The organism is Novosphingobium rhizovicinum (genome assembly GCF_040813635.1).
GTDB lineage: Bacteria > Pseudomonadota > Alphaproteobacteria > Sphingomonadales > Sphingomonadaceae > Novosphingobium > Novosphingobium rhizovicinum.
Genome location: NZ_JBFNXR010000021.1, coordinates 44,215 through 67,133, shown reverse-complemented (window position 1 = coordinate 67,133; position 22,919 = coordinate 44,215). Strand labels below are relative to the sequence as shown.

General features: G+C 63.2%; 30 protein-coding genes. 22 read left to right on the top strand and 8 right to left on the bottom strand.

Annotated features, from left to right (window positions below; translation table 11 throughout):
- Positions 1 to 59: 59 nt before the first annotated feature.
- Complete coding sequence (locus ABUH87_RS05060) at positions 60 to 1,745, top strand: aromatic ring-hydroxylating oxygenase subunit alpha (RefSeq protein ID WP_367770609.1); 1,686 nt, start codon at positions 60 to 62, stop codon at positions 1,743 to 1,745.
- 127 nt (positions 1,746 to 1,872) lie between these two features.
- On the opposite strand, the gene ABUH87_RS05055 is transcribed toward ABUH87_RS05060, so the two are convergent.
- The 4 genes from ABUH87_RS05055 to ABUH87_RS05040 form a co-directional block, all read right to left on the bottom strand.
- Positions 1,873 to 2,862, bottom strand: a complete 990-nt coding sequence (locus tag ABUH87_RS05055) for an alpha-ketoacid dehydrogenase subunit beta (RefSeq protein WP_367770606.1) — start codon at positions 2,860 to 2,862, stop codon at positions 1,873 to 1,875.
- Positions 2,859 to 3,836 carry a thiamine pyrophosphate-dependent dehydrogenase E1 component subunit alpha gene (locus tag ABUH87_RS05050; protein ID WP_367770603.1) on the bottom strand — a complete coding sequence of 326 codons (978 nt, stop codon included), beginning with the start codon at positions 3,834 to 3,836 and terminating at the stop codon, positions 2,859 to 2,861. Before ABUH87_RS05050 ends, ABUH87_RS05055 begins: the two co-directional genes overlap by 4 nt.
- A gap of 52 nt (positions 3,837 to 3,888) precedes the next feature.
- Positions 3,889 to 5,607: an FAD-binding protein gene (locus ABUH87_RS05045; RefSeq protein ID WP_367770600.1), complete on the bottom strand. Its 1,719-nt coding sequence runs from the start codon at positions 5,605 to 5,607 to the stop codon at positions 3,889 to 3,891.
- A gap of 498 nt (positions 5,608 to 6,105) precedes the next feature.
- Complete coding sequence (locus ABUH87_RS05040) at positions 6,106 to 6,465, bottom strand: flagellar biosynthesis regulator FlaF (RefSeq protein WP_367770596.1); 360 nt, start codon at positions 6,463 to 6,465, stop codon at positions 6,106 to 6,108.
- A gap of 188 nt (positions 6,466 to 6,653) precedes the next feature.
- On the opposite strand from ABUH87_RS05040, the gene motA reads away from it, so the two are divergent.
- The 13 genes from motA to ABUH87_RS04975 are packed head-to-tail and all read left to right on the top strand — an operon-like array spanning position 6,654 to position 16,087.
- Complete coding sequence (gene motA, locus ABUH87_RS05035; RefSeq protein ID WP_367770593.1) at positions 6,654 to 7,535, top strand: flagellar motor stator protein MotA; 882 nt, start codon at positions 6,654 to 6,656, stop codon at positions 7,533 to 7,535.
- Positions 7,513 to 7,833: an STAS domain-containing protein gene (locus ABUH87_RS05030; protein WP_367770591.1), complete on the top strand. Its 321-nt coding sequence runs from the start codon at positions 7,513 to 7,515 to the stop codon at positions 7,831 to 7,833. Before motA ends, ABUH87_RS05030 begins: the two co-directional genes overlap by 23 nt.
- Positions 7,830 to 8,195, top strand: a complete 366-nt coding sequence (locus ABUH87_RS05025) for a response regulator (protein ID WP_367770588.1) — start codon at positions 7,830 to 7,832, stop codon at positions 8,193 to 8,195. Before ABUH87_RS05030 ends, ABUH87_RS05025 begins: the two co-directional genes overlap by 4 nt.
- Positions 8,192 to 10,450 (top strand): chemotaxis protein CheA, encoded by a 2,259-nt coding sequence (locus ABUH87_RS05020; RefSeq protein ID WP_367770585.1) that lies wholly within the window; start codon positions 8,192 to 8,194, stop codon positions 10,448 to 10,450. Before ABUH87_RS05025 ends, ABUH87_RS05020 begins: the two co-directional genes overlap by 4 nt.
- Positions 10,447 to 10,938 carry a chemotaxis protein CheW gene (locus ABUH87_RS05015; RefSeq protein ID WP_367770582.1) on the top strand — a complete coding sequence of 164 codons (492 nt, stop codon included), beginning with the start codon at positions 10,447 to 10,449 and terminating at the stop codon, positions 10,936 to 10,938. Before ABUH87_RS05020 ends, ABUH87_RS05015 begins: the two co-directional genes overlap by 4 nt.
- Complete coding sequence (locus ABUH87_RS05010) at positions 10,935 to 11,807, top strand: CheR family methyltransferase (protein WP_367770579.1); 873 nt, start codon at positions 10,935 to 10,937, stop codon at positions 11,805 to 11,807. Before ABUH87_RS05015 ends, ABUH87_RS05010 begins: the two co-directional genes overlap by 4 nt.
- The gene (locus ABUH87_RS05005) at positions 11,804 to 12,826 is read left to right on the top strand and encodes a protein-glutamate methylesterase/protein-glutamine glutaminase (protein WP_367770576.1); all 1,023 of its coding nucleotides are present in this window, start codon (positions 11,804 to 11,806) and stop codon (positions 12,824 to 12,826) included. Before ABUH87_RS05010 ends, ABUH87_RS05005 begins: the two co-directional genes overlap by 4 nt.
- An 11-nt stretch (positions 12,827 to 12,837) precedes the next feature.
- Positions 12,838 to 13,227, top strand: a complete 390-nt coding sequence (locus tag ABUH87_RS05000; protein ID WP_367770572.1) for a response regulator — start codon at positions 12,838 to 12,840, stop codon at positions 13,225 to 13,227.
- Between the two features lie 8 nt (positions 13,228 to 13,235).
- Entirely contained in the window at positions 13,236 to 13,757 is a 522-nt protein-coding gene (locus tag ABUH87_RS04995; RefSeq protein ID WP_367770569.1) for a chemotaxis protein CheD, read from the top strand.
- A gap of 34 nt (positions 13,758 to 13,791) precedes the next feature.
- Entirely contained in the window at positions 13,792 to 14,082 is a 291-nt protein-coding gene (locus ABUH87_RS04990; protein ID WP_367770566.1) for a hypothetical protein, read from the top strand.
- Between the two features lies 1 nt (position 14,083).
- The gene (locus ABUH87_RS04985; RefSeq protein WP_367770563.1) at positions 14,084 to 14,938 is read left to right on the top strand and encodes a flagellar motor protein MotB; all 855 of its coding nucleotides are present in this window, start codon (positions 14,084 to 14,086) and stop codon (positions 14,936 to 14,938) included.
- A 3-nt stretch (positions 14,939 to 14,941) separates the two neighbouring features.
- The gene (locus tag ABUH87_RS04980; RefSeq protein ID WP_367770560.1) at positions 14,942 to 15,376 is read left to right on the top strand and encodes a hypothetical protein; all 435 of its coding nucleotides are present in this window, start codon (positions 14,942 to 14,944) and stop codon (positions 15,374 to 15,376) included.
- Between the two features lie 24 nt (positions 15,377 to 15,400).
- A complete protein-coding gene (locus ABUH87_RS04975; protein ID WP_367770557.1) occupies positions 15,401 to 16,087 on the top strand; it encodes a PilZ domain-containing protein in 687 nt (228 codons plus the stop codon).
- Here the strand turns inward: ABUH87_RS04975 and fliP are convergent.
- The 3 genes from fliP to ABUH87_RS04960 are packed head-to-tail and all read right to left on the bottom strand — an operon-like array spanning position 16,077 to position 17,535.
- Entirely contained in the window at positions 16,077 to 16,802 is a 726-nt protein-coding gene (gene fliP, locus ABUH87_RS04970; RefSeq protein ID WP_367770554.1) for a flagellar type III secretion system pore protein FliP, read from the bottom strand. The two genes, ABUH87_RS04975 and fliP, sit on opposite strands and share 11 nt — an antisense overlap.
- On the bottom strand, positions 16,795 to 17,304 hold the full coding sequence (locus ABUH87_RS04965) for a FliO/MopB family protein (protein ID WP_367770551.1): 510 nt from the start codon (positions 17,302 to 17,304) through the stop codon (positions 16,795 to 16,797). Before ABUH87_RS04965 ends, fliP begins: the two co-directional genes overlap by 8 nt.
- Positions 17,305 to 17,307: 3 nt before the next feature.
- Complete coding sequence (locus ABUH87_RS04960; RefSeq protein WP_367770548.1) at positions 17,308 to 17,535, bottom strand: FliM/FliN family flagellar motor switch protein; 228 nt, start codon at positions 17,533 to 17,535, stop codon at positions 17,308 to 17,310.
- Positions 17,536 to 17,649: 114 nt separating this feature from the next.
- Here ABUH87_RS04960 and flgC point away from each other — a divergent pair, with 114 nt between their 5' ends.
- From flgC to flhB, 5 genes are read left to right on the top strand one after another with little or no spacing between them, the layout of a single operon-like run.
- Positions 17,650 to 18,072, top strand: a complete 423-nt coding sequence (flgC, locus tag ABUH87_RS04955) for a flagellar basal body rod protein FlgC (protein WP_367770538.1) — start codon at positions 17,650 to 17,652, stop codon at positions 18,070 to 18,072.
- A 31-nt stretch (positions 18,073 to 18,103) separates the two neighbouring features.
- The gene (gene fliE / locus ABUH87_RS04950) at positions 18,104 to 18,436 is read left to right on the top strand and encodes a flagellar hook-basal body complex protein FliE (protein ID WP_367770535.1); all 333 of its coding nucleotides are present in this window, start codon (positions 18,104 to 18,106) and stop codon (positions 18,434 to 18,436) included.
- A 4-nt stretch (positions 18,437 to 18,440) separates the two neighbouring features.
- Entirely contained in the window at positions 18,441 to 18,704 is a 264-nt protein-coding gene (locus ABUH87_RS04945; protein WP_367770533.1) for a flagellar biosynthetic protein FliQ, read from the top strand.
- 5 nt (positions 18,705 to 18,709) lie between these two features.
- Positions 18,710 to 19,462, top strand: a complete 753-nt coding sequence (gene fliR / locus ABUH87_RS04940; RefSeq protein ID WP_367770531.1) for a flagellar biosynthetic protein FliR — start codon at positions 18,710 to 18,712, stop codon at positions 19,460 to 19,462.
- Positions 19,463 to 19,465: 3 nt separating this feature from the next.
- Positions 19,466 to 20,536 carry a flagellar biosynthesis protein FlhB gene (gene flhB / locus ABUH87_RS04935; RefSeq protein WP_367770528.1) on the top strand — a complete coding sequence of 357 codons (1,071 nt, stop codon included), beginning with the start codon at positions 19,466 to 19,468 and terminating at the stop codon, positions 20,534 to 20,536.
- Positions 20,537 to 20,563: 27 nt separating this feature from the next.
- On the opposite strand, the gene ABUH87_RS04930 is transcribed toward flhB, so the two are convergent.
- Positions 20,564 to 20,977, bottom strand: coding sequence for a flagellar assembly protein FliX (locus ABUH87_RS04930; RefSeq protein WP_367770524.1), 414 nt, complete (start codon positions 20,975 to 20,977; stop codon positions 20,564 to 20,566).
- Between the two features lie 69 nt (positions 20,978 to 21,046).
- Between ABUH87_RS04930 and ABUH87_RS04925 the strand changes: the two genes are divergently transcribed.
- The 3 genes from ABUH87_RS04925 to ABUH87_RS04915 are packed head-to-tail and all read left to right on the top strand — an operon-like array spanning position 21,047 to position 22,873.
- Positions 21,047 to 22,147 (top strand): flagellar basal body P-ring protein FlgI, encoded by a 1,101-nt coding sequence (locus ABUH87_RS04925; protein ID WP_367770521.1) that lies wholly within the window; start codon positions 21,047 to 21,049, stop codon positions 22,145 to 22,147.
- Complete coding sequence (locus ABUH87_RS04920; protein ID WP_367770519.1) at positions 22,147 to 22,461, top strand: rod-binding protein; 315 nt, start codon at positions 22,147 to 22,149, stop codon at positions 22,459 to 22,461. Before ABUH87_RS04925 ends, ABUH87_RS04920 begins: the two co-directional genes overlap by 1 nt.
- Positions 22,451 to 22,873: a flagellar biosynthesis protein FlgN gene (locus tag ABUH87_RS04915; protein WP_367770516.1), complete on the top strand. Its 423-nt coding sequence runs from the start codon at positions 22,451 to 22,453 to the stop codon at positions 22,871 to 22,873. Before ABUH87_RS04920 ends, ABUH87_RS04915 begins: the two co-directional genes overlap by 11 nt.
- Positions 22,874 to 22,919: the final 46 nt, after the last annotated feature.

Here is a 22,919-nt window from a genome sequence, read left to right as displayed (position 1 = left end):
TCACGTGAACGCCGTAACTGACTACCGACCTCTGCGGTGCAGTGCGTAAAGAGAAACTGATGGATCAGGAGATGATGATGTCCGAGGACACGATTACGCTGCGGCGCGAACCACATCCGATCAGCGGTGCCATCTACGAAGAGCTGGGCGAAGGACGCGTCCGTGTCGAAGATCCCGCGAAAGGTGTTTCAGGCATCTTCAACTGGGACGGCGCATGGATCGAAGGAGATCTGACACACGCCGATTATCACTTCCTGCGCTATATCGGTGGTCCTAACCTGCCGCCGGGCAAGGACATCTTCTGGACGATGCTCCCGGCAGGTGACCTTAACCCGCTGAGCGCGCTGGCCTCCATGCCGGGGCGTGGCGGTGGGGATGCACAGCGGCCCAAGATCATCGCGCCGTACGTATCCGATCCGGGCAAGGAAACGCCGGAAGGCGTGCGCTCAGCAGCGCACTACCCGATGGAGTTCTTCCTCGACAACGACCGGTACAAGGACCGGATTCCCGAGGTGTACAAGAAGAGCGCGCCTTACCCCGGGGGGCCGAAGAAAGTGCCCGTCGCCCGGTTCTTCGAACCCAAGTACCATGAACTGGAGATGGAGCACATCTGGGGCAAGGTGTGGCAGATGGCCTGCCGCGAGGACGACATCCCGGAAGTTGGGGATCATATCCTCTACACCATCGGCAGCCGCGAGTTCATCGTCGTTCGCACCGCCGAAGACAGCTTCAAGGCGTTTCCGAATGCCTGCCTCCATCGCGGACGGCGGCTGTGCAATCATGATGGCAAGAAAGCTGCCATGTTCCGCTGCCCTTATCACGGCTGGAGCTGGGACATTCAGGGCGCGCTCAAGGAAATCACATGTGAGTGGGACTTCCCCGGCGTTCGCGAGGAGGTGTCGCGGCTGCCTGAGGCGAAGGTCGCATCATGGGGTGGGTTCGTCTTCATCAATCCGGACCCGGATGCCATCTCCTTCGAGGAGTACGCAGGCCCCGAGATGCTGGAGCATTACGCCAAGATGCGCATGGAGGACCGCTACAAGCATGCGCACGTTGGAAAGGTGATCCGGGCTAACTGGAAGCTGCTGATGGAAGCGTTCCTGGAAGCCTATCACTCAATCGCCACGCACCCGCAGCTTCTTCTTGCAGGCGGAGACCTTGCGGAGACCCGGTACGATGTGTTCGGCAACTGGTCGCGGCTCGGCCATGTCAACACCAGCGGATCGAGCGCGCAGCGCGGCATCGTGATGAGCGAACAGCAGGCGCTGGACTCTTTCCGCATGGCGGCAGACATCAACCGCCAGATGATGCGCGTGATGGTCGGCGACGAAGTGGACCAGTTCTCCGACGCCGAAATGGGTGAGCAGACGTTCAACAACCTGTTCCCCAACTTCAGTCCGTGGGGTGGATGGGCGCGCATCGTTTATCGCTTCCGGCCCAACGGCGACAATCCGAACGAGTGCCTGATGGAAGCGATGCTTCTGGCTCCGTGGCCCAAGGATAAGCCAAAGCCTCCGTCGGCGAAGCTGCGGATGCTCGATCCCGATGATCCGTGGGTTCGTGCAGAGGAGTTGGGGACGCTCGCCCGGATCTTCGATCAGGACTGCGGCAACGTGCCCGACGTGCATAAGGGGCTGAAGACCAAACAGCCGCCTTACGTGATCTACTCCGTCTATCAGGAGTCGATCATCCGCGCTTTCCACGACAAGTATGAGCAGATGCTTGGCCTGAGCGAAGGCGAATAGGTTGGGAGGCCCCGGTGGCGCGAAGGTTCGTTCGCGTGCCGATGCTGTCGGGGCTACAGCTGAGGTGCAAGGGGAGTAAGCAGACAGCCGCTCCGGATTGATCCGGAGCGGCTGCTGTTTTCAGGGCTTAGCCCTTTACGAGTGCGATTGCGGCTTCCGCGATCTTCGCGCCGTTGATGACGTGCTCGGTCTCAAGCGGCTTCGAGAACGGCACCGGGTTGAATGGCGCGCCAATGCGCTTCACCGGGGCCTTGAGCTTGCCGAACAGCTTGTCCTGCACGACGGCTGCGATTTCTGCACCAGCGCCGAAAGGCACCACTGCTTCGTGCGCCACGAGGAGGCGGCCCGTCTTCTCCACGGATGCGAGAACCGTCTCCTGATCCCAGGGCTGGATGGTGCGCAGATCGATCACTTCCGCGCTGATACCGGCTTCGCCGAGCGCCTGCAGCGCGCCGAGCGATTCCAGCGCCGTGCGTGAGTAGCTGACGATGGTGACGTCCGTTCCGGGCACCACGACCTTCGCCTTGCCGAGCGGTACGCGATGGTCCGACGCCGGCTTCGGGCCCTTGGTCCAGTAGATCGGCAGGTTCTCGACGATGAGCACCGGATCCGGATCCTCGATGGCGCTGCGCAGCAGGCCATAGGCATCTTCGGTGGTGCTGGGGCAGACGACCTTCATGCCCGGCGTATGCGCGAACCAAGCCTCGTAGTAGTCCGAGTGCTGGCCGCCGGTCGACATGCCGCCGCCGGTCATCGTGCGGATGACGAGCGGACAGTGAGTCTGGCCGCCCGACATGTAGCGCAGCTTGGCCGCGTGGTTGACGATCATGTCCATCGCCACCGTGGTGAAGTTCATGAGCATGATTTCGGCCACCGGCTTGAAGCCGACGAGGCTGGCGCCCACGGCTGCACCGATGATGGCTTCTTCCGCGATCGGAGTGGTGCGGACGCGCAGTTCACCGAACTTGGAAGACAGGCCCTTGGTGACCCCGACGACGCCGCCTTCTTCCGGATCGGCAATATCCTCGCCCAGTACGATGACTTCGTCATCCTCGGTCATCGCGTCCATCAGCGCCTGCGAGTAGGCTTGCAGAACGGTAATCTGTTCCTGGCTCATGCGGCGGCTCCATACACGTCGGAGGTCAGTTCCTCGATGCCCGGGAAGGGCGAGGCAAGGGCAAAGTCAACGGCTTCGTCGAGGTCCTTCTCGAACCCGCTTTCGATCTCGGCCAGCTGGGCTTCGGTGGCGATGCCATCGGCGATCAGCTTGGCGCGGAAGCGCGGGTAAGGATCGGCCGCGATAGCCTCTTCCAGCTCTTCCTTGGGGATGTAGCCGCCCTTGTCGCCGAACACGTGGCCGTGGAAGCGGAAGGTCATCGCCTCGATCAGAGTCGGTCCCTCGCCGGCACGAGCGCGCTCCACCGCTTCGCGTGCGGCGTTGTACATGGCGACGGGATCGTTGCCGTCCACGCGCACGCCGGGGATGCCGTAGGCCAGGCCACGGTCCGCGATGTTCTTGGCGCCGGTCGCCTTGGCATAGGCGGTGTGCTCGCCATAACGGTTGTTCTGACACACGAAGATGGTCGGCAGCTTCCAGACGGCGGCCAGGTTCAGCGCCTCGTGGAAGGCGCCGATGTTCGAAGCGCCGTCACCGAAGGTGGCAACCGCCACGCGGTCCTCGCCACGCAACTGCGAAGCCCAGGCAAGGCCGTTCGCAATCGGCATCGAAGCACCGACGATGCCGGTCGTGACCATGACGCCATGCTTGACGTCGGTCAGGTGCATCGGTCCGCCCTTGCCCTTGCAGGTGCCGTCAACGCGACCGGCAATCTCGGCCCAAAGGTCCTTCAGCGGCAGGCCCTTGGCGAGCATGTCATGGATGCCGCGATAGATCGTGCAGAGGTAATCGGTGTCCTTCAGGTTCACCGCCAGAGCCGACGGGATGACTTCCTGACCCCGATAGCTGTAGTACGGCATGACCAGGCGACCGGTCGTGATAACCTTGCGGCTGCGCTCGTCATTGGCCTTCAGCAAGGCCATCTTGCGGAATATCTCGAGTTGGGTGGGCCCGTCAGGGCTGTTCGGTATCATGCTATCCCTCTCTTCTAGTGGGTGTGCCTTGTTTACTGGTCAGCGAAGAGGATCACTGACCCGCAACGAGCGCCGCCGCGCCGCCGTTGCCCTTAATCGCTTCGGCCGCCCGCATGCCAGACCAGACGCAGTCGCCGAGGGAAAGCCCGCTTACATAATAATTCGAACAAATCCCCACGGCGGTTCTTCCGGCGGCATAGAGGCCGGGCACCACGCCCCCTTCGGCAGAGAGAACCTGCCCGGTATCCTCGTCAACGACAAGTCCGCCCATGGTGAGTGCTGGGATCGGCGACAGCTTGAGTGCTGCTCCGATGTCAGTGGCATAGAACGGGCCGGTCCGGATCGGGCGGCGGTACTTCTCTGACTTGCCCAACGGATCGGGTTCGCCCCGGTCGATATGCCCGTTGTAGGCCTCTACGGTCGCTTTCACCTTCTCGGGAGGCAGACCCAGCCTCTGGGCCAGCTCCTCGATTGTCGGCGCGGAAACGGTGTAGTCCTTTTGCGTCGCTCGGAACTGGATCTTCTGGAAGAGCATCTTTTTCATCGATGCGATTTCCTCGCGGACCATCTGCTGGATCGGCTCATCCATGATGAGCCAGCCTTTGCCGCCGCCCTTCTGGAAGACCGCGTCACCGGTCCGGGCGCCGTAGTATTCCTCGCCCACCAGGCGTTCCCCGTCCGGCCCTACCGAGCAACTGCGCACCCAGCTTTCCGCCGGGTAGACGAATTTCCAAGCGGAGATGCGGTCGAGCAGGTCAGTGCGCGCGCCGACGCTCATCCCCAGTTTGATGCCGGAGCCGTCGTCCGCGATCGTGCCCAGCGGATGCGAATTCTGGTATGAAGGCAAGGCGGTCTTGGCCATCATCGGCCGGTTGTGAGTGAATCCACCTGCGGACAGTACCACACCTTTGCGGACCCTTATGCGCAGAGGCTTCGCACCTGCCTCGATGCCGACAATCGCGCCATAAAGCTTGCTCGTCAGCCCCAGGGAGGCAGCGACGATGTTGTTGCACAGCTTCATCGCCATTCCGTGCCGCCACGCAGCGGCACCTTGGGAAATGGTCTGGACCTCGATCCCTATTACTGCGCCATCCGCATCCGTGATGAGGCGGGTCGCACGCGTATGGCGCATGAAGCGGACGTTCGGCCGCGCCTCCATCGAAGCGATCAGCGGTGGAAGCAGGTATTCGCCGGAAAGCTTCTTCGGCTCGCCACCTGCCGCCGGCTTGGCGCGATGTCCGCGCGCTGCGGGTTTGGCTCGCTCGCGGCCGGGCACCGTCAGCTCATTGCCGGAGTAGTAGAGGGAGGCGTCGTTAGGATACGACGTTTTCTCCTCTGTCATCGGTCCGCCGAACCGGGCGCCGTACTTTTCAAGCCAATCCTGGAAGCCGCTGCTGGCCTCTGCGTAGCGGCGCACCGTGTCTCCACGGACGATGTCGCCGGTTTCATAGGTCAGATATTCGGCCATGTTTTCGGGTGTGTCCTCGACCCCCGCCTCTTGCTGGGCGCGTGTCCCGCCCCCCATATAGATGACGCCGCCGGAGAGCTGGCTTGCGCCGCCTCCCAGCCCCCGATCTATTGCCATCACCTGCAGGTTGCTGTCCTCAGCAGCACGTAAGGCAGCGCAGACGCCAGCAAGACCTACGCCCACGACCAGGACGTCGCAGTCCGCGTCCCAGCTTGCCGCGTCCGGGCTCTCCAAGGTCAACGCCGGTTCGACCCGCACTGAGGTCTGGCTAAGGTCGTCTAGGAAGCGATTGTCGGGCTGCATGGAGGTTCCTGTCTATCGAGCATGAATGCGTCGCTTCTCAAGCGCTGCTAAACGGGTGACCGCCTGTACCTGGCGGGCACATAGTCCGCAGGGAGGTTCGGCCATGTCGATCGACAAAACATTTCGGCAAACTCCCCACCGGCCCAATTTCCTATTCCAGATGTGGAATGGTTGGATCACTGCTGGAGGAGATACCCGCCCAGTCCTCTTTGTCAATGTGAGGGCAAGGGAGGGTCGCTGCTGCATAAGCAAGTGCGCGAGCAGCTATGAGGCAGGGGCAGTTGTGGGCCGTGAGCCTCATCGGCCCCAACCTCCGGTACAGGAGAGCGGCCGGAGAGGGGGCACATACTCAGCCGCGCCCGCTCCTGGCCTTAAAGGCGCGGAACGGACGCTCACGACAGCGATGCGCGACGCCGAAAGCGGGCAGCATCGGCCAGGGGCAGCGCTTCTCCGCCGTGGGAGCGAGGCTGCCTGGCGGGTTAGGGCCGGCTTAAGGGGTCAGGCTGCCATCTGCTCTGGCGCCAGTCCTTCAAGAAGGAGGCGGTTCACGCCGATCAGTTCCTCGATCGATTCACGTCCGGTTACAACTTCGGTGGTGAAACGGTCGACCCACAGAGCAAGTGAGATAATACCGGCGCGAAGTGTGTCCGGCAGTGCGTTGCCCGGAGCGCCGCAAGCGCTTGAGAAAGCGCCCCACATTTCACGATTGCGATGAAGCGCGGCCATCAGGGCAGTGCCGGTAAGGCCGGCATCACGCGCCGCGATCATCTCGCCTGTGATCTGGCTCACCAGGCGGAATTCAGTGTTGCGCGGGGATTCCGCAATCGTTTTCACACGCTGGTAGGCGGAAAGAGACATGCTGTAGCTCCTGTCGTTTCCCCTATTCTAGACGGAAACACGCAAGTGCGGATTGCAGGTATCGTTGTGCGCGTCAGCAATACACCTGGAATGCACTCAAGGGCGCATGAAAAGCATCCCGCGAAACGCCGGTCGTCCGGATTCCATCCTATAACCTGAACTATCCCGATCGGGGGGCTGGACAGGTTATGATCAACGGCATCGGTTTTCTTATTATTCTCGGTTGCGTCTTCGGCAGCTTCATCGTTGCGGGTGGCAAGGTGGACATCATCCTCCATGCACTGCCGCATGAGATGGTGGCGATCGGTGGCGCGGCCATCGGCGCGTTCATTGTCGGCAATTCTCTTGCCACGGTGAAGAAGGCCGTCGCGGGCATAAAACGCGCGTTCAAGGGCGCGCGCTGGAAGGACAGCGACTACCGCGATCTGCTGACGCTGCTGTTTGCCTTGCTCTCCACCTTCAAGAAGGGTGGTGCCACCGCGATCGAACCGCACCTGGACCGGCCCGAGGAAAGCTCGATCTTCTCGCGCTACCCGCGGCTGCTTGCGGATCATCACCTGGTCGAATTTATGGCCGACTACCTGCGGATGATGACGGTCAACTTCGAGGATCCGCATCAGCTCGATGCCGCCATGGACGCGGACATCGAGAAGCATCACCACGAGGAACTGGCTCCGCAGCATGCGCTTCAGGTCATGGCGGACGGACTTCCGGCCATCGGCATCGTCGCAGCTGTGCTCGGCGTCATCAAGACCATGGGTTCCATCGATCAGCCTACCGAGGTTCTTGGTGCGATGATCGGCGGCGCACTTGTCGGTACCTTCCTGGGCGTTCTTCTTTCCTACTGCGTCGTTGGTCCGCTCGCTTCGAAGTTGCTCGGCATCGTCGAAGAGGACAGCAAGCCCTTCGGCATCGCGAAGACCGCTATCGTGGCTTACGCCCAGGGCACGCCCGTTCAGGTGGCGATCGAGATCGCCCGCCGCATGACCCCCACCATGCACGCCCCCTCATTCCAACAACTCGAGACTGCTCTCGACGAGGCCAAAGATGAACTCCTCGCTGCCAACTGATCCGTCCGAAGACCGTACGCTGATCCTGCCTGCGCGCGGCAACACCGTCGCCGCCGAGGACCTGAAGGTCCGGCTGGTTCTCGCCGCCGACCTGGACGACGAAATTCGTATCGACGCCTCTCAAGTGGAAAGTGTCGGGCAGTGCGTATTGCAGCTGCTTGTCGCGGCCCGTGCCGAGGCCGAGCAGAAGTCGCTTGAATTCGAGATTACCAATCCCAGCCCCGCGTTCGTGGAGCGCGTCGCCGGGTGTGGTCTGGCCGAGACGCTGGGCCTTGAAACCGGAAAGGACCACCCATGAGCAAGCTGATCCTCACGGTCGATGACTCGGCCAGCATGCGCATGCTGCTGAAGGCGTCACTGACCGCCCAAGGCTTTACGATTGAGAGTGCCAATGACGGCGTGCACGGCCTTGAACGCATGCACGAGGTCAAGCCCGACCTCCTCATCACGGACATCAACATGCCCAAGATGGATGGCTTCGAACTGATCGAAGCAGTGCGCGCTGTTCCTGAATTCCGGGGCACACCGATCCTGGTGCTGTCCACCGAGTTTTCGGATGACAAGAAGGCCCGTGCCCGCAACGCGGGTGCGACCGGCTGGATCACGAAGCCTTTCGATGCGACCAAGCTGGGGACGGCGATCCGCCGGGTGTGCCCGTGAGCGACGAACTCGACGAAATCCAGGCGATCTTCTTCGAAGAGTGCGTGGAGGGTCTCGCGGCAGCGGAAGCCGGCTTATCGGCAATGGCGGATGGCGACACCTCCGCTGAGACGATCGCCAGCGTCTTTCGCGCCGTCCATTCCATCAAGGGCGGCTCGGGCGCGTTCGGGCATGCGGCTCTGCTCGCCTTCTCGCACCGCTTCGAGAACGTGCTCGACGAAGTGCGCGCCGGCCGGATCGCCGCAAGCACCGGAGTGGTCAAGGAGCTGCTGAACGCCTTCGACATCCTCTCGGACCATGTCACGGCGGCGCAGGAGCAGTCCGCTCCCCCGTCCGATGACGCGATGCTGGCGAAGTTGGACGAGATTCTTGCGACCATGGGTGCTAGCGTCGATGGCGGAGCTGCTCCAGCGCCCGCACAGGCCGCGACACAAGCCGTCGCCGCGACTGAATCACCGGCCGCCCCTGCGGTCCAGACGGAAGAGGACGAGTTCGGCTTCACGCCGGTCACAGCGGTGATAGAGGACCTCGACCCGTTCGGGTTCGAACCGATAGCCGTTTCGCTCGACGATCTTGATGCACCGGTAGAGAGCAACGGCGACTGGACGGTTCGCTTTGGACCTTCGCGCGACGCGCTGGCCAATGGCGGTGAGCCGATCCTTATCATCCGTGAGCTGGAGCGCCTTGGCGGACGTGTTGTCCGTGTCGACAGCTCGGCCCTGCCATCGCTGCGCGAGGTCGATCCCGAAGAGAGCTACTTCGTCTGGTACATCTCGGTACCGGGCTCGATCGACAAGAGCGAAATCAACGAGTGCTTCGACTTCGTCGCGCCGGATTCGGTGGTCGAGATCGAGCGAGCCGAGCAGGTCGTTTCTGGCGTGCCTGACCCGGATCTCGATTTAGATGCGCAGGCTCCGGAGCCTCAACCGGAAATCCCGGTGGTGAAGGCCATCGAACCACCCGTTGCGCCCGCTTCTCAGCCCCCGCTGACGCTGGTGGAGAGCAAGCCTGCCGCTGCAGTGGCTCCGTCCGCGCCGAAAGGAGAGAAGGGCCCCGAACAGGCATCGCAGACCATCCGCGTCGAGCTCACCAAGCTCGACCAGCTGCTGAACCTGGTCGGAGAACTGGTCATTCGCGGGTCGATCCTGGCTGACCGGCTCTCGCCGGCAGACCAGGAGCGCGTCGAACTGCCCCAGCTTTCGCGTTTGACCCGGCAGATCCAGGACAGCGTGATGTCGCTGCGTGCGCAGCCGATCAAGCAGGCTTTCAGCCGCGTGCCACGCATGCTGCGTGAGCTGTCGAGCGAAACCGGTAAGCAAGTGAACCTCGAAGTCGAGGGGGAAAGCACCGAAGTCGACAAGAGCGTCATCGAGAAGATCGGCGATCCGCTCACCCACATGATCCGCAATGCCGTGGACCACGGTATCGAGAAGCCGGACGAGCGCGTGGCGCGCGGCAAGCCGCCCTGCGGCAGCCTGCGCCTGTCAGCCGAGCAGAAGGGCGCCCGTATCCTTGTACGGGTCCGCGATGACGGCCGGGGCATCGATCGCGAGCGGGTGCGGGCCAAGGCGGTGGAAAAAGGCATCATCGCGGCGGACGCAGTGCTGGCGGACGAGGAGATCGATCAGCTCATCTGTGCCCCCGGGTTCTCGACCGCGGAAACGATCTCGAACATCTCCGGCCGCGGCGTGGGGATGGACGTGGTTCGCTCCAACGTGGAAGCTCTGGGCGGACGGGTAGAGATCCAGTCGGTGCCAGGCGAGGGCACCACATTCACGATGATCCTGCCGCTGACGCTGGCAATCCTCGATGGCATGGTCGTGCGCCTGGCCAACCAGCGCTTCGTGCTTCCGCTGGCCAGCGTGGTGGAATCAGTGCGGCCGGAGCCGGGACAGGTCAAAGCCGTGTCACCGACGAATGAAGTCATTGAACTTCGTGGTAACTATCTGCCTGTTAGGCGTCTTACCGAATTCTTTGGTCTGCAGGGCGTCGAACCCTACGAGCCGGAGGAGTCGCTGGTGATTGTCGTCGAAAGCGACAGCGCCGGACTGATCGGGCTGATGGTCGATACAATCGATGACCGTCGCGAAGTGGTGATCAAAAGCCTCGATCAGAACCTTCATCCGATCCGCGGTCTGGGTGGCGCTACCATTCTGGGCGACGGCTCGATTGCCTTGATCCTTGATGTGGAGGCGCTCGTCGCTTCGCCACCTCCTTCAACCTCCAAGCACTCCCTCAAAGGACTCGCAGCATGACCACCACCACTGACAGCGGCGAGCGGAAGATTGTCACCTTCTCGCTGAGCGAAAAGACATTCGGCATCGACATGCGTGCGCTGATCGAGATCCGCGAATGGGAAGAGCCCACGCCACTTCCCCGCGTGCCTTCGTACATCAAGGGCGTCGCGAACCTTCGCGGTACCGTGATCCCCATCGTCGGACTGGCCGAACGCCTGGGTTGGGAGCCGAGTGTTCCTCACGCACGCTCATGCATTCTGGTCGTGAGCATCGGTGGCAAGCAGGCCGGCTTCCTCGTCGACGAAGTGGCGGACATCGTTCCGATCAACGACAGCGACATCAAGCCTGCGCCAGAGATCGAAGTCGACGAGAAGAACGTCATTGCCGGTCTCGTGCAGGTTGCTGCCCGCGCTCAGGAGAACCAGGAAGAGCAGGCGGGCACCATGGTGCTGCTGCTCGATCTGGAAGCATTGAGCGTCACCCGTCAGATGGAACTGACTGCGTGACAACCGCCGCCGCTCTCCCTCGCCCCTCTGCAGGGCCCGGCGAAGCGGAACTCGGTGCCACCGAGTTCGCGCAGATCGCCGCGGTCATGCAAAGAGAGGCGCGCATCCACCTGACGGAGGCGAAGCGGACGCTTGTTCACTCGCGTCTCAGCCGGCGGCTGCGCGAGAACGGCATCACGAGCTTCCGTGACTATGTCGCCCTGGTGGAGCGGGATCCCGTCGAACGCCGGACGATGGTGATCGCCCTCACGACGAACCACACCCACTTCTTCCGGGAGTCGCACCACTTCGACCACTTCCGCAGCGTGCTCATGCCGCAGCTGAAGGGACGATCGAAGGGGCAGAGCGTGCGGATCTGGTCGGCGGGCTGCTCGTCCGGCGAAGAGGTCTATACGATCGCCATGTGCCTGCTCGGCCGGGATCGCACGGACGCGGCGTGGCTTCGAGGTGCGGACGTGCGCTTGCTTGCCACGGACATCTCCACCCCGGTGGTCCAGGCGGCGGAGCGGGGCGTCTATGCGGCGGCGGCGCGGGATTCCATCCCAGAGCCCTACCGCTCGACATGGCTGCGCCCGCACGTCGACGGCTTCGAGATGGCTGCGGAAGCAAAGGCACTGGTGACCGCGCGCACGCTCAACCTGTTCGAAAGCTGGCCGATGCGCCAACTCTACGATGCCATTTTCTGCCGCAACGTCATGATCTATTTCGACGATGAGGCGAAGGCGGATCTGGAGGCACGGCTGGTCGAGCGTCTTGCGCCCGGAGGCTTTCTCTACATCGGTCATTCCGAACGGCTCATTGCCCCTGCAAAGTTGGGCATGAGCCTCGCCGGACAGACCATCTATCAGAAGAATGGAGGACCCCGATGACGAGCCCGGTGCGGGTCGTGGTCGTGGATGACAGCCCCAGCATGCGGATGGCCTTGAACCGGATCCTTTCAGCGGACCCGGAAATCGAAGTCGTCGGCCTCGCGCCCGAGCCCCACGCGGCCCGCGCGATGATCAGGGAGCTTAATCCCGACGTCGTCACTTTGGACGTCGAAATGCCCGGAATGGACGGCCTGTCCTTCCTTGAGAAAATCATGCGGCTTCGGCCCATGCCCGTGGTCATGTGCTCGACGCTGACCGCGCGTGGAACCGAGGTTACGATCGAGGCCTTGCGGCTGGGCGCGGTGGACTGCATCGCGAAGCCCTGCGGCAATCCGCTGGAGATCGCGCGCGATGCCGATCATCTACGCAAGACGGTGAAGGCCGCAGCGCGAAGCCGTGTCGGTCAAAGCGGTTCCGCGACGCCCGCCCGGGCTGCGCCCGCTGGCACGTCCTTCCGCGACGTCGTCATTGCCATCGGTTCCTCGACCGGCGGCGTCGAGGCGCTCTTCTCGCTGATCGCGGGTTTGCCGGCCGACTGCCCTCCCGTGCTGATCGTTCAGCACATGCCGGCGGGCTTCACGGCGGGCTTCGCTGCCCGTCTGGATGCGGTGTGTGCCGTCAAAGTTACCGAAGCGGTCGACGGCGCTCCGATCGAGCGTGGAACCGTATATATTGCTCCTGGGGGGGATCGGCACATGTCGCTAAGCCCCGGTCAGCCGCGTATCCGGCTCCGTACAGGTGATCCGGTGAGCGGACATCGTCCTTCGGTCGATGTGCTTTTCCATTCTGTCGCACGTCTGGGTGCGGGGGCTGTCGGGGTCATCCTGACGGGCATGGGCGCCGATGGTGCCGAAGGTCTGCTTGCCATGCGCCGTTCCGGCGCACGCACGCTGGGCCAGAACCAGGAGACCTGCGTGGTCTACGGCATGCCTCGCGCCGCCTTCCAGGCCGGTGCGGTGGAGCAGCAGTTCAGTTTATCAGCAATGCCCGAGGCAATCCTCGCGGCTTGTCGTTCTTGAGGTAGGAAGCAATGCCAGCAGCAGCTGCAATCAAGGTCATGGTGGTCGACGATCAGGCGAGCATGCGCGCCATGATCCGCCGTGCCCTCCAGGACTTCGGCTTCAAGGATGTCCGTGACAAACCGGGCGCTGTTGAAGCCCTTTCCGCCGTCCGCTCGGATCGCGTGCACCTGATCATCTCCGATTTGAACATGCCGGAGATGGACGGGCTCCAGTTCCTGGAGGAAGTGCGCAAGGACGCCGTGATCGGCAAGACCGTCTTCATCATGCTGACCGGATCTTCGGATCGCGAGATCGTGCAGAAGGCGGCCGCGCTCGGCGTCAACAACTACCTGGTCAAGCCCTTCGCCCCGGCTGCGCTCAAGGAGAAGATCGAGCGCATCTTCGGCGAACTGACCTGAGCTGTACGATGGAACGCATCTCGATCGTCCAGGGGGAACATGCCGTCGTCGCGCGGCCGAATGTCGTCATCTCGACGGTGCTCGGCTCGTGCGTCGCCGTGTGCCTTCAGGACAGCGTGGCCCGAGTGGGAGGAATGAACCACTTTCTTCTCGGGGAGCCCGATCACCGCGTTCAACAGCAGAATCTTTCAAGCTACGGGATCCACGCGATGGAGCTTCTCATCAACGAGATGATGAAGCTCGGCGCCGCACGCAACCGGCTGCGCGCTCACTTGTATGGCGGCGCTAACATGATTGCGGGACTGGGCCTGATCGGTTCGAGCAACGCGGAGTTCGCCCGCCGTTTCGTCGAAGCGGAGGGCATTGCCATCGCGCACGTGGACCTCGGCGGGACGCAGGCCCGGCGAGTCGAATTTCAGCCCTATGAAGGCCGCTCCCGCTGCAACCGTGTCGTGCATGCGCCCGATCCGGTCGTCGCCCCTCCCGTTCGTCGTCCTCTCCAGAACGTGGGCGAGCTGGAGCTGTTCTAAGTCATCGCCTCTCTTGCTGTATCGGATCATTCGGATGTCAAAGATCGACGACCTCGCCATCACGCTGTGTGCCGCCGTTGCACAGGAGATTCGTGACGTGCGCACGCTCATCGAGTCACTGGGCGAGATCCTCGCGTCCGACGAGTATCTGGCTTGCAACTACACAGAACAGCTGCAGACCTTCGACCTGCTCGTGCAGCGCTCGCAGGAAGCGGCGGATCTGCTGGAGTGCGTTGCGAATGGCACCAGCACGCTGGAGGCGGTTGAGCGGGTGCGGCTGAACCTGGTTCAGGACCGCCTCCGCGTCGCGCTGGGAGCCGACTGACGTGGCTCAGCCATCCGGCGTGAACGAACGCCCGATCATCATCGTCAAGAAGATCAAGAAGGTGGCCGGTGGCCATCACGGCGGCGCCTGGAAAGTGGCATACGCCGACTTCGTGACCGCCATGATGGCCTTCTTCATGTTGCTCTGGCTGCTTGCGAACCCGGACAAGGAGCGGTTGCGCGGTCTGGCCGAGTACTTCACTCCGGCGCCGCCGAGTACGTCCTCGATGTCCGGGATGTCTCCCGGTGACACGAGGGGGCAGGGCGGACGGACCCGTCGCGCACAGGCTGACAACACCACCTCACTCGGCCAGCCCAGCATGGAGGCTGCGACCGCCGGTACCGCTCGTGGCGGTACCGCCAGCATCCCGGATTCCTCCATGCGCGTCCTGGCCCAGGAACTGCGTGTAGCGCTCGATGCGCAGCAGCAGGAGAACCGCGAGAGTGTGGCTGTACAGCCCACGCGGGAGGGCGTGCGCGTCAGCCTGATGGATACCGACAACCGCTCAATGTTCCGGAGCGGAACGGCCGAACTCAACGGGTATGGCCGCAGCATTCTTTCCACCATTGCCGGGCGGATTGCCCGCGCGGGCGTGCAGATCGCCATCGAGGGCCATACCGACGCGGCAGGGCAGGCGGATGCGAACTGGCGTCTGTCCGGCGACCGGGCCCATGCCGCGCGCGCTGCCCTTGTCGCCAGCGGCGTGCCGCAGGATCGTTTTACCGAGGTGGTCGCGCTGGGATCGTCCCGGCCCGTCTACCCCGATCAGCCGGAGCGGCCGGAGAACCGCCGCATCACTGTTGTCCTGCTCGCCGAGCCTTCCGCTCTGCCGAGTGATGTTAGCTTCAGGTTCTGACGTATGAAGCGTTTATTTGCTCTCCTGGCTCTTCTGATCCTGGGTCTTGGCGTCGGTGCAGGCGCGGCATATGCCGCCGTCATGTTGCTTGGCCCGCCTCCCTCCGCCAAGGAGAAGGAGGCTGCGAACAGCGCCTTCGTGCCGACCGGGACCGTTCTGTCACCACTCGTGACAAAGGACGGTCGCCTTGCCGGGTACGTCTCTTTCGAGATCCAGCTCGAGGTGCCTTCGGACAAGGCGGAGTTCGTCGCTGCCCGGATGCCGCTGTTGCTTCACGGCATCAACCTGAGAACCTTCCGGAGCCCGCTCGCCAGCGGTCCCGACGGTATGCTGCCAAACGTGGAGCAGTTTCGCAAGGTCGTCATGGAAGCGGCACCCGAGGCGTTCGGCGCCGGTGTTGTGCGCCATGCCGCCATTACCCAGGCCAATCCGGCCTGATCCTTGCAATAGGCGCGCTGAATCATGAACTCTCCAGAGGCCTCGGACTCTTCCTCAAGCAAGGCTGACACACGGTCCTATCGGGAGCGCGCGCCCCGGACGATGACGCTGCTGATGACCGGTAAGCTCATGCTGGATGATCGCGAGGGCCTGTGCCGCGTGCGAAACATTTCGACGACCGGCATGAAGATCGAGACGCGCGCGGCGCTGGCAGTCGATCAGCGTGTGCGCATCGGCATGCGGTATGGCGAGGAAATCGAAGCCCGCGTGGCATGGACTCGCGACGGAGCTGCTGGCCTGCAGTTCCTTACTCCCATCGATGTAGAAGCGATGCTGGGCCCTCAGCCGCGCCAGAGCCGGATCAGCCGTCAACGGGCACCGCGTGCGCCCCGGCTTGCCGCGAACTGCCCGATCAAGGTCGAGGCGCGCGGCGCCATGTACGACGCGATGCTGCTCGACATCTCGCAAGGCGGCGCCAAGCTGCGTCTGCCGTTCCGGCCGATGCGAGACGAGCGACTGGCTATGACCATTCCCGGCCTGTCGTTGAAAAGCGGTGGTGTGCGCTGGATCGGCGAAGAGGAGGTGGGGCTGGGCTTCTATGTGGCCTTGTCGTTCGACGTGCTTGCGGCTTGGGTGGAGGAGCGGAACGCGCCGGCCTCCACCGATGAGTTGGTCCCGGGACCGCGCACCGGAACCGTCATCAGCCCGTGAAGCTGCGGACCAGCGATCCTGATACGAGTGCCCAGCCGTCCACCAGGACGAAAAAGATGATCTTCATCGGTAGCGAGATCGTTGGTGGCGGAAGCATCATCATGCCCATGGCCATCAGCACGGCCGACACTGCGAGGTCTATCACCAGGAACGGCAGGAGCAGAAGGAAACCGATTTCGAAAGCGCGACGCAGCTCTGAAATCATGAACGCTGGCACAAGCGTAGCTAGCGGCGTTTCGGCCCGGGCGGTGGGAGGCCTCTTCGAAAGCTCTGTAAAGAGCCGCAAGTCGTCGTCGCGGACTTGGCCCAGCATGAAGACGCGGAAAGGCTGCGCGGTACGATCGAATGCCTGCTGCTCCGTCAGGCGGCCTTCGGTGTATGGATTGATGCCCCGCGTCCATGCTTCCTCGAACGTCGGCGCCATGACGAAGAACGAGAGGAACAGCGCAAGGCTGATCAGCACTGGATTGGGCGGAACGCCGGGCGCGCCGATGCCATTGCGCAGCAGCGACAGAGCCACGACGATGCGGGTGAAGCAAGTCACCGTCATCAGGATGCCAGGCGCAAGGCTGAGCACCGTCATGAGCAGCACGAGCTGGACCGCACGACCCGTCAGGGAAGCATCACCCAGGTCGATCGTCGTCGACTGGGCCAGAGCGGCGGTGGGCAGGGCGAGAGCGCCTAAGATCGCGAAAACGCGCAGAAACTTACGCACGGCGAGAGCCTCCACGGCCACGCGGCTTCGCCCGGTTTCCTTCGGGCTGCACGCGCTTCTTGACTTGCTGAACCACCGGCTGAGCTGCCTCTACCCGGTCCTTCACACCGCTACGTGCCTTGTCGACCATGGCAAAAAAGGAATCCCGCATGGCTTCGCTCTGCGCGCGTGAAGCTTCCATGGCCTCTCGCTGCGCTTCCAGCCGCGCCGCTTCGGCGGCATGGTCGATTTCATCGCGGACGATGCCCGCTTCGAGCAGAACATTGCCTTCGGGCGAAAGAAGAATCAGGTGTTCGCGGCCATCCCGACGCAGGAGAGCGACTGAGCGGCGCCCGTCGATCATGGTCCGTTCGATCACTTCAAGGCGGCGCGTACCATCGCCCCCGCCGATACGATTGGGAAGCCGGATGCCAAAGCGCCGGACGGCCCAGAGGGCGCCAGCGAGCAGTCCCAGCACCGTCGCGAGCGCGCCCAGTGTGCGCAGCAGCGCATAGGTATCCATTCCCTAGCGGCTCCGCTTCATCACTTCGGTGATCTCGATCGACATGCGATCGCCCGCCACCTGAATCTTCCCGCGCGCGATCAGCTTATCGTTAACGTAGATCTCTGTCGGATCGTCATAGCCGCAGTCGAGCGGGATCAATGCGCCGCGACCCATCTTGAGGATCTGGCGGATCGGAAGCTGGCTGGAACCCAGCACCACCGACATCTGGACGGGAACATCTTCAAGCACGAGTGCGTCTCCTTATGGGGAGACTTATAGGATTAAATTTCCGGGTGATCGGACCAACTAGGCAAATTCTGCCTACAAGAGTCACGAGGCGGGTTCGCCGGTCCGGAGATTAGAATGTCCCTTCGTAACTCAGTAGACGTATCCGCATCCGCGCTGCGCGCCCAGTCGCTGCGCATGCGGGTCATTGCGGAGAACCTTGCGAACCAGCAATCGGTGTCGAATACGCCAGGTGGCGATCCTTATCGGCGCCGCGTCGTGACATTCGAGCCGATCCTTGATGGAGGCGTGAAGAGCAGCGACGCACCGCAGCAGGGCGTGCGCGTGCGCGGCATATCGACCGACAAGTCCGCCTTCCAGCGCGTCTACCAGCCGGGACATCCCGCGGCCGATGCGCAAGGCTATATCATGATGCCGAACGTGAACAGCGCGATCGAAACGGCGGACATGCGCTCTGCCCAGCGGTCCTACGAAGCAAACGTGAATGCCATCGAGACGGCGCGGGCCATGACCATGCGCACGATCGATCTCCTCAAGTAACAGCACTTCCAAGAGCTAAGGAAAGATAGACATGTCCATCGGCGCACTTGATGCAGCCGCGGCCTATGGCCGCGCCCTCGGCACAGGCAGTTCGGCAGGCATCGCCAAGCCTTCGACCATGCCCGGCGCGGGTGTCTCCAGCGGTGGCGGCAGCTTTGGCAGCATGATCGAAGAGATGGTGACGGACGCGGCGCAGAGCATGCGCGGAGCCGAGCAGGCCAGCGCGCGCCAGGTTGCCGGCCAGGGAGACCTGATCGACGTCGTAACTGCCATCGGCGCTGCCGAAACGGCGCTCGATACCGTCGTCGCAGTGCGTGACCGGGTGGTCAGCGCCTATGGCGAAATCATGCGCATGCAGATCTAACGCCATGAGCCCCGCTGATACCCTGGCCATTGCGAAGGCTGCGCTGTTGCTGGTTCTCACGATCGCAGGACCGATGCTGATCGCTTCCCTGATCGTCGGCGTGTTGATCGGTCTTGTGCAGGCACTCACGCAGATTCAGGAAATGACGCTTACGTTCGTTCCGAAGATTCTGGTCCTGGGCGTCGTCATGGTGATGACGCTGCCGATGATCGGTCAGGCGCTTGGTGCATTCATGGCGGAGGTCTCCGCGCGCGTTATCAGCGGCTAAGAGGGATGACGGATCTCCCGCTCCAGGTCACTGCCTTCCTCATCCTGTTCGCGCGGCTCGGGGCTGTGCTGATGCTGCTTCCGGTTTTCTCGGACGATGCGGTGCCAGGGCGGATCCGTCTTCTCACGGCATTTGGCCTCAGCCTTGCGCTTTGGGGGCTTATGTCTTCGGTGGTCCTGCCTGCCGCGCGCGACGGGAGCGCCCTGGCGGGCATTATCGCGGTTGAGCTTTGCGTGGGCCTGGCACTCGGCATGATTGTGCGCCTGATGTTCCAGGCAGCCGTCATGGCTGCGTCCATCGCGAGCACCCAGATGGGCTTGTCCTCGGCGATCATCTTCGATCCCGCGCTTGGCGGACAGGCGCCGGTTCTTGCCAAGATGGTGGTCCTCGCGGCAACTCTCGTGTGTCTGGGACTGGGCCTGCATCATCTTTGGATTGCCGCGATGATCCGCTCCTATGACATCTTTCCGGTGGGCGCGGTGCCCAACCTAGGCGACTTCGCCAGCCTTGCCGTGACGACGATCGGCCGCGCCATGGCGCTTGCGGTCAGCCTCTCGGCCCCGCTTCTGGTGTATGGCATTGTCTTCAACGTCGCTCTCGGCTTCTCCGCGCGGCTCGCGCCGACGATCCAGGTCTTCTTCATTGCGCAGCCGCTGAATATCCTTCTCGGAACTGCCCTCTTCGCAGTGGTGGTGGGGGCCATGATAACCGCCTTCGCATCGGCGATGAGCGATTGGATGCAAAGTGGGTGGGCATAAGCCATGTCGGAAGCACCGGATAAGGATCAGAAAACCCACGAGCCGACACAGAAGCGGCTCGATGACGCCCGGAAGAAGGGCGAGGTCGCGGTCGCGCAGGAGATGCGCCACGCCGTGATGTTCGTGGCGATGATCTTCGTGTGCGGCAGCCTTGGTTTGGCCGCTCTGGGCAAGCTGCAGCGCATGTTCGTGCGCCTCTGGGGGCATGCGGATGATCTCTCCCTGGAGCCCACAGGCGCGCAGGCGTTCGCCAGCGGTCTGCTTGGCGAACTGGCCTTGGCTCTGGCGCCGCTATTCGGGCTTCTGCTGGTCTTTGCAGTGCTAATACTGTTTGTGCAGGGCCGCCCCACCGTCGCCTGGGCGCGCTTGAAGCCGAAGTGGTCGAAGCTCTCCCCGATCTCGGGATTGACCCGGATGTTCGGCCCGCGCGGCCTTGTCGAGTTTGCGAAGACCCTCGCCAAGTTTGCGCTCGTCATCACTGTTGCGATCATTGTTGTGTGGCCGAAAGCCATCGCGCTGGACCAGTTGATCGGCATGGGCCCGGAGGCGGTCGCGCGCACTGCGGCCGCCCTGGTCCTGATGATGCTCAAGGCGGTGGCGCTGCTGGTGGGTGCGCTGGCGTTGTTCGACTGGTTCTATCAGCGGCGCTCGTTCATGAACCGCATGCGCATGTCGCTTCAGGAACTGAAGGACGAGCACAAGAACGCCGAGGGTGACCCCCACGTAAAGGGCCGCATGCGCGCCGTTGCTGCGGAGCGCTCACGCCACCGCATGATGGCTGCGGTTCCGACGGCCAGCGTCATTATCACCAACCCGACACACTACGCGATCGCGCTCAAGTACGATCACGGTGCGATGGCCGCACCCGTCGTGGTGGCAAAGGGCGTCGATGCCGTGGCGATGAAGATCCGCGAACTCGCGACGGAGGCCAAGGTGCCGATCGTGGAAAGCCCGCCACTCGCCCGCGCGCTCTACGCCTCGGCGGACATCGACCGCCCTATCCCGACCGAGCACTACAAGGCGGTTGCGGAAATCATCGGATACGTCATGCGGCTTGCGAGAGGACGGGGCTGATCCTGCCGCTTGGGCTTGAGCCCTGCGTTATTCCCGTTCCAGCTTCGCAAGCTCGACCTGAACTCTCAGGTCCAGATCGTCCATCAGTGCGGCGAGTTCTGCATCTTCGGGGAGTGTACGCTCCTCGCTCCAGCTTCTGAGCTCCTTGATCGGCTCTGTCGCGCCGACGCCGACCACCAGCGCGGCCTGCAGCATCTGCAACGCGTCCAGCACCTTTTCGGCTTCCTTCGTTACCCGCCTGCGGCGTTCCTGCTCAGGCGGAACCATCGCGGCGGCCAGCGTCACCAGCATCTGCACGGATTGGGTCGGCGATCCTACGGTCGCCGGCGCCACCGCGGTCGGCACCGGCGGCTCGAAAGAGGGGACTGGTGCGGCAGTGGCCCGCTTCGCCTCATTGGCGAGCAGGATTTGCAGCAGTGAAGAAACCGCATTGATCTGCATGCCGAACCGCTCGCTCCTTTCTTATCCTATAAGAAGAAAGACGGTAAATTTCCACTCGACCGGAGCGCCATGCGATTTCCCCGACTTCTCGTCTGCCTGGGCGCTGCCTGCCTCAGCGCTGCGGCGCCGGCATATGCCGGCCCACGCATCAAGGACATCGTGTCCGTTGAAAATGTCCGCTCGAACCAGCTTGTCGGCTATGGCCTTGTCGTAGGTCTTGCAGGCACCGGCGACCGTATCCGCAACTCGCCCTTCACCGAGGAATCGATGCAGGCGATGCTGGAGCGCATGGGCGTCAACATTCGCGGCACGCAGATGCGAACCGAGAACGTCGCCGCAGTGTCGATCACTGCGACGCTTCCCCCGTTCGCGCGCGGCGGCTCCACGATCGACGTGCAGGTCTCGGCGCTGGGGGATGCCAGCAGCCTTCAGGGCGGCACGCTGATCGCCTCGGTCCTGCGGGGCCTCGACGGGCAGATCTATGCGGTCGCGCAAGGCCCGGTCGCTGTTTCCGGATTCAAGGCGCAAGGCGCAGCCGCCAGCATCAGCCGCGGCGTTGCCACGTCGGCGCGAATTTCCAACGGCGCCATCGTGGAGCGTGAGGTTCCTTACGCATTGAGCACGGCCGGCAGCCTGAAGCTGGCGCTGCGCAACCCTGACTTCACCACCGCGCAGCGGATTGGCTCGGCCATCAACCGCCAGTTCCCCGGCACCGCCAAGGTGCTTGATCCTGCAACCGTGGAAGTGACGCCCGCGGGCGCGGGTGGTTCGCTGGTGGAGCTGGTCTCGCGGATCGAGAACCTGGAGATCGAGGTCGATCAGCCGGCGAAGATTGTCATCAACGAGGCTTCGGGCACCGTTGTGATGACTGCCGACGTGCGGATCAGCCGCGTCGCGGTTGCGCAAGGCGGGTTGACCATCAGCGTCTCAGAAACGCCCGAGGTTTCTCAGCCCGCGCCATTCTCCGATGGACGCACAACCGTCGTCCCCCGCACGCAGGTTGAGGTCGACGACGGGCAGGGGCGGTCCTTGGCAATGGTTGGCGGCACGTCGCTCAGCCAGCTGGTCAGCGGCCTGAATGCGCTGGGCGTGAGCCCGCGTGACCTCATCACCATTCTTCAGGCCGTGAAGAGCGCAGGGGCACTGCAGGCCGAAATCGAGGTGCAGTAATGAACCCGACGACACCGACAGCGAACGGTGCGATTCCCGCATCCACAGCTGCGCAGCCCCGCAAACCGGGTGCCGACGCGGCTGCGGAGAAAGCCCGTGAATTCGAGGCCGTATTCCTTGGCCAGATGGCCAACATGATGCTCGAGAGCGTCGAGATGGGCGATGAGTTCTCCGGCGGGCATGGCGAGCAGATGTTTCGCGGAATTCTGGCCGAACGGCTCGGCACCGAGATGGCCAAGAGTGGCGGCATCGGCCTTGCCCCCGTCGTCATGGACCAGATTATCCGTATGCAAGGAAATACGCATGGCCAGTGAGCTCATCGACACCATCCGTTCCCTGATCTCGCTGATGCGCGAGGAGACGGAGCAGCTGCTTTCCCCGGGCCCCACAGGTGACCTCGAAGCACTCGCGGCAGCCAAGGCGCGCCTGGTGGGCTGGATCGAGGCTCGCACCGTTCAGTTGCAGCGCGAACAGCCGGACTGGCGCGACGCATTGGAGCCCGATGACCGGGAGGCTCTCTCCGAGGCTCTTGTCGAGCTTTGCGAGGTTTCGGCGGCCAATGGTGATGCGCTGGAGCGGCAGATCCGCCTGTCCGTGGAAATGCTCGATGCGATTGCTGCCGAGGCCAAGCGTCTGTCGGGCACACGCTCGCAGACTTACTGCGCCCGCGGCGGTGTCTCGCAGGTGGAGCTTCCTACGCCGATTTCCATCAACACGCAGCTCTGAAGCTGCTCTCATGTTTTCCCCGGGAGGCCCGTCGCTCGTCACGAGC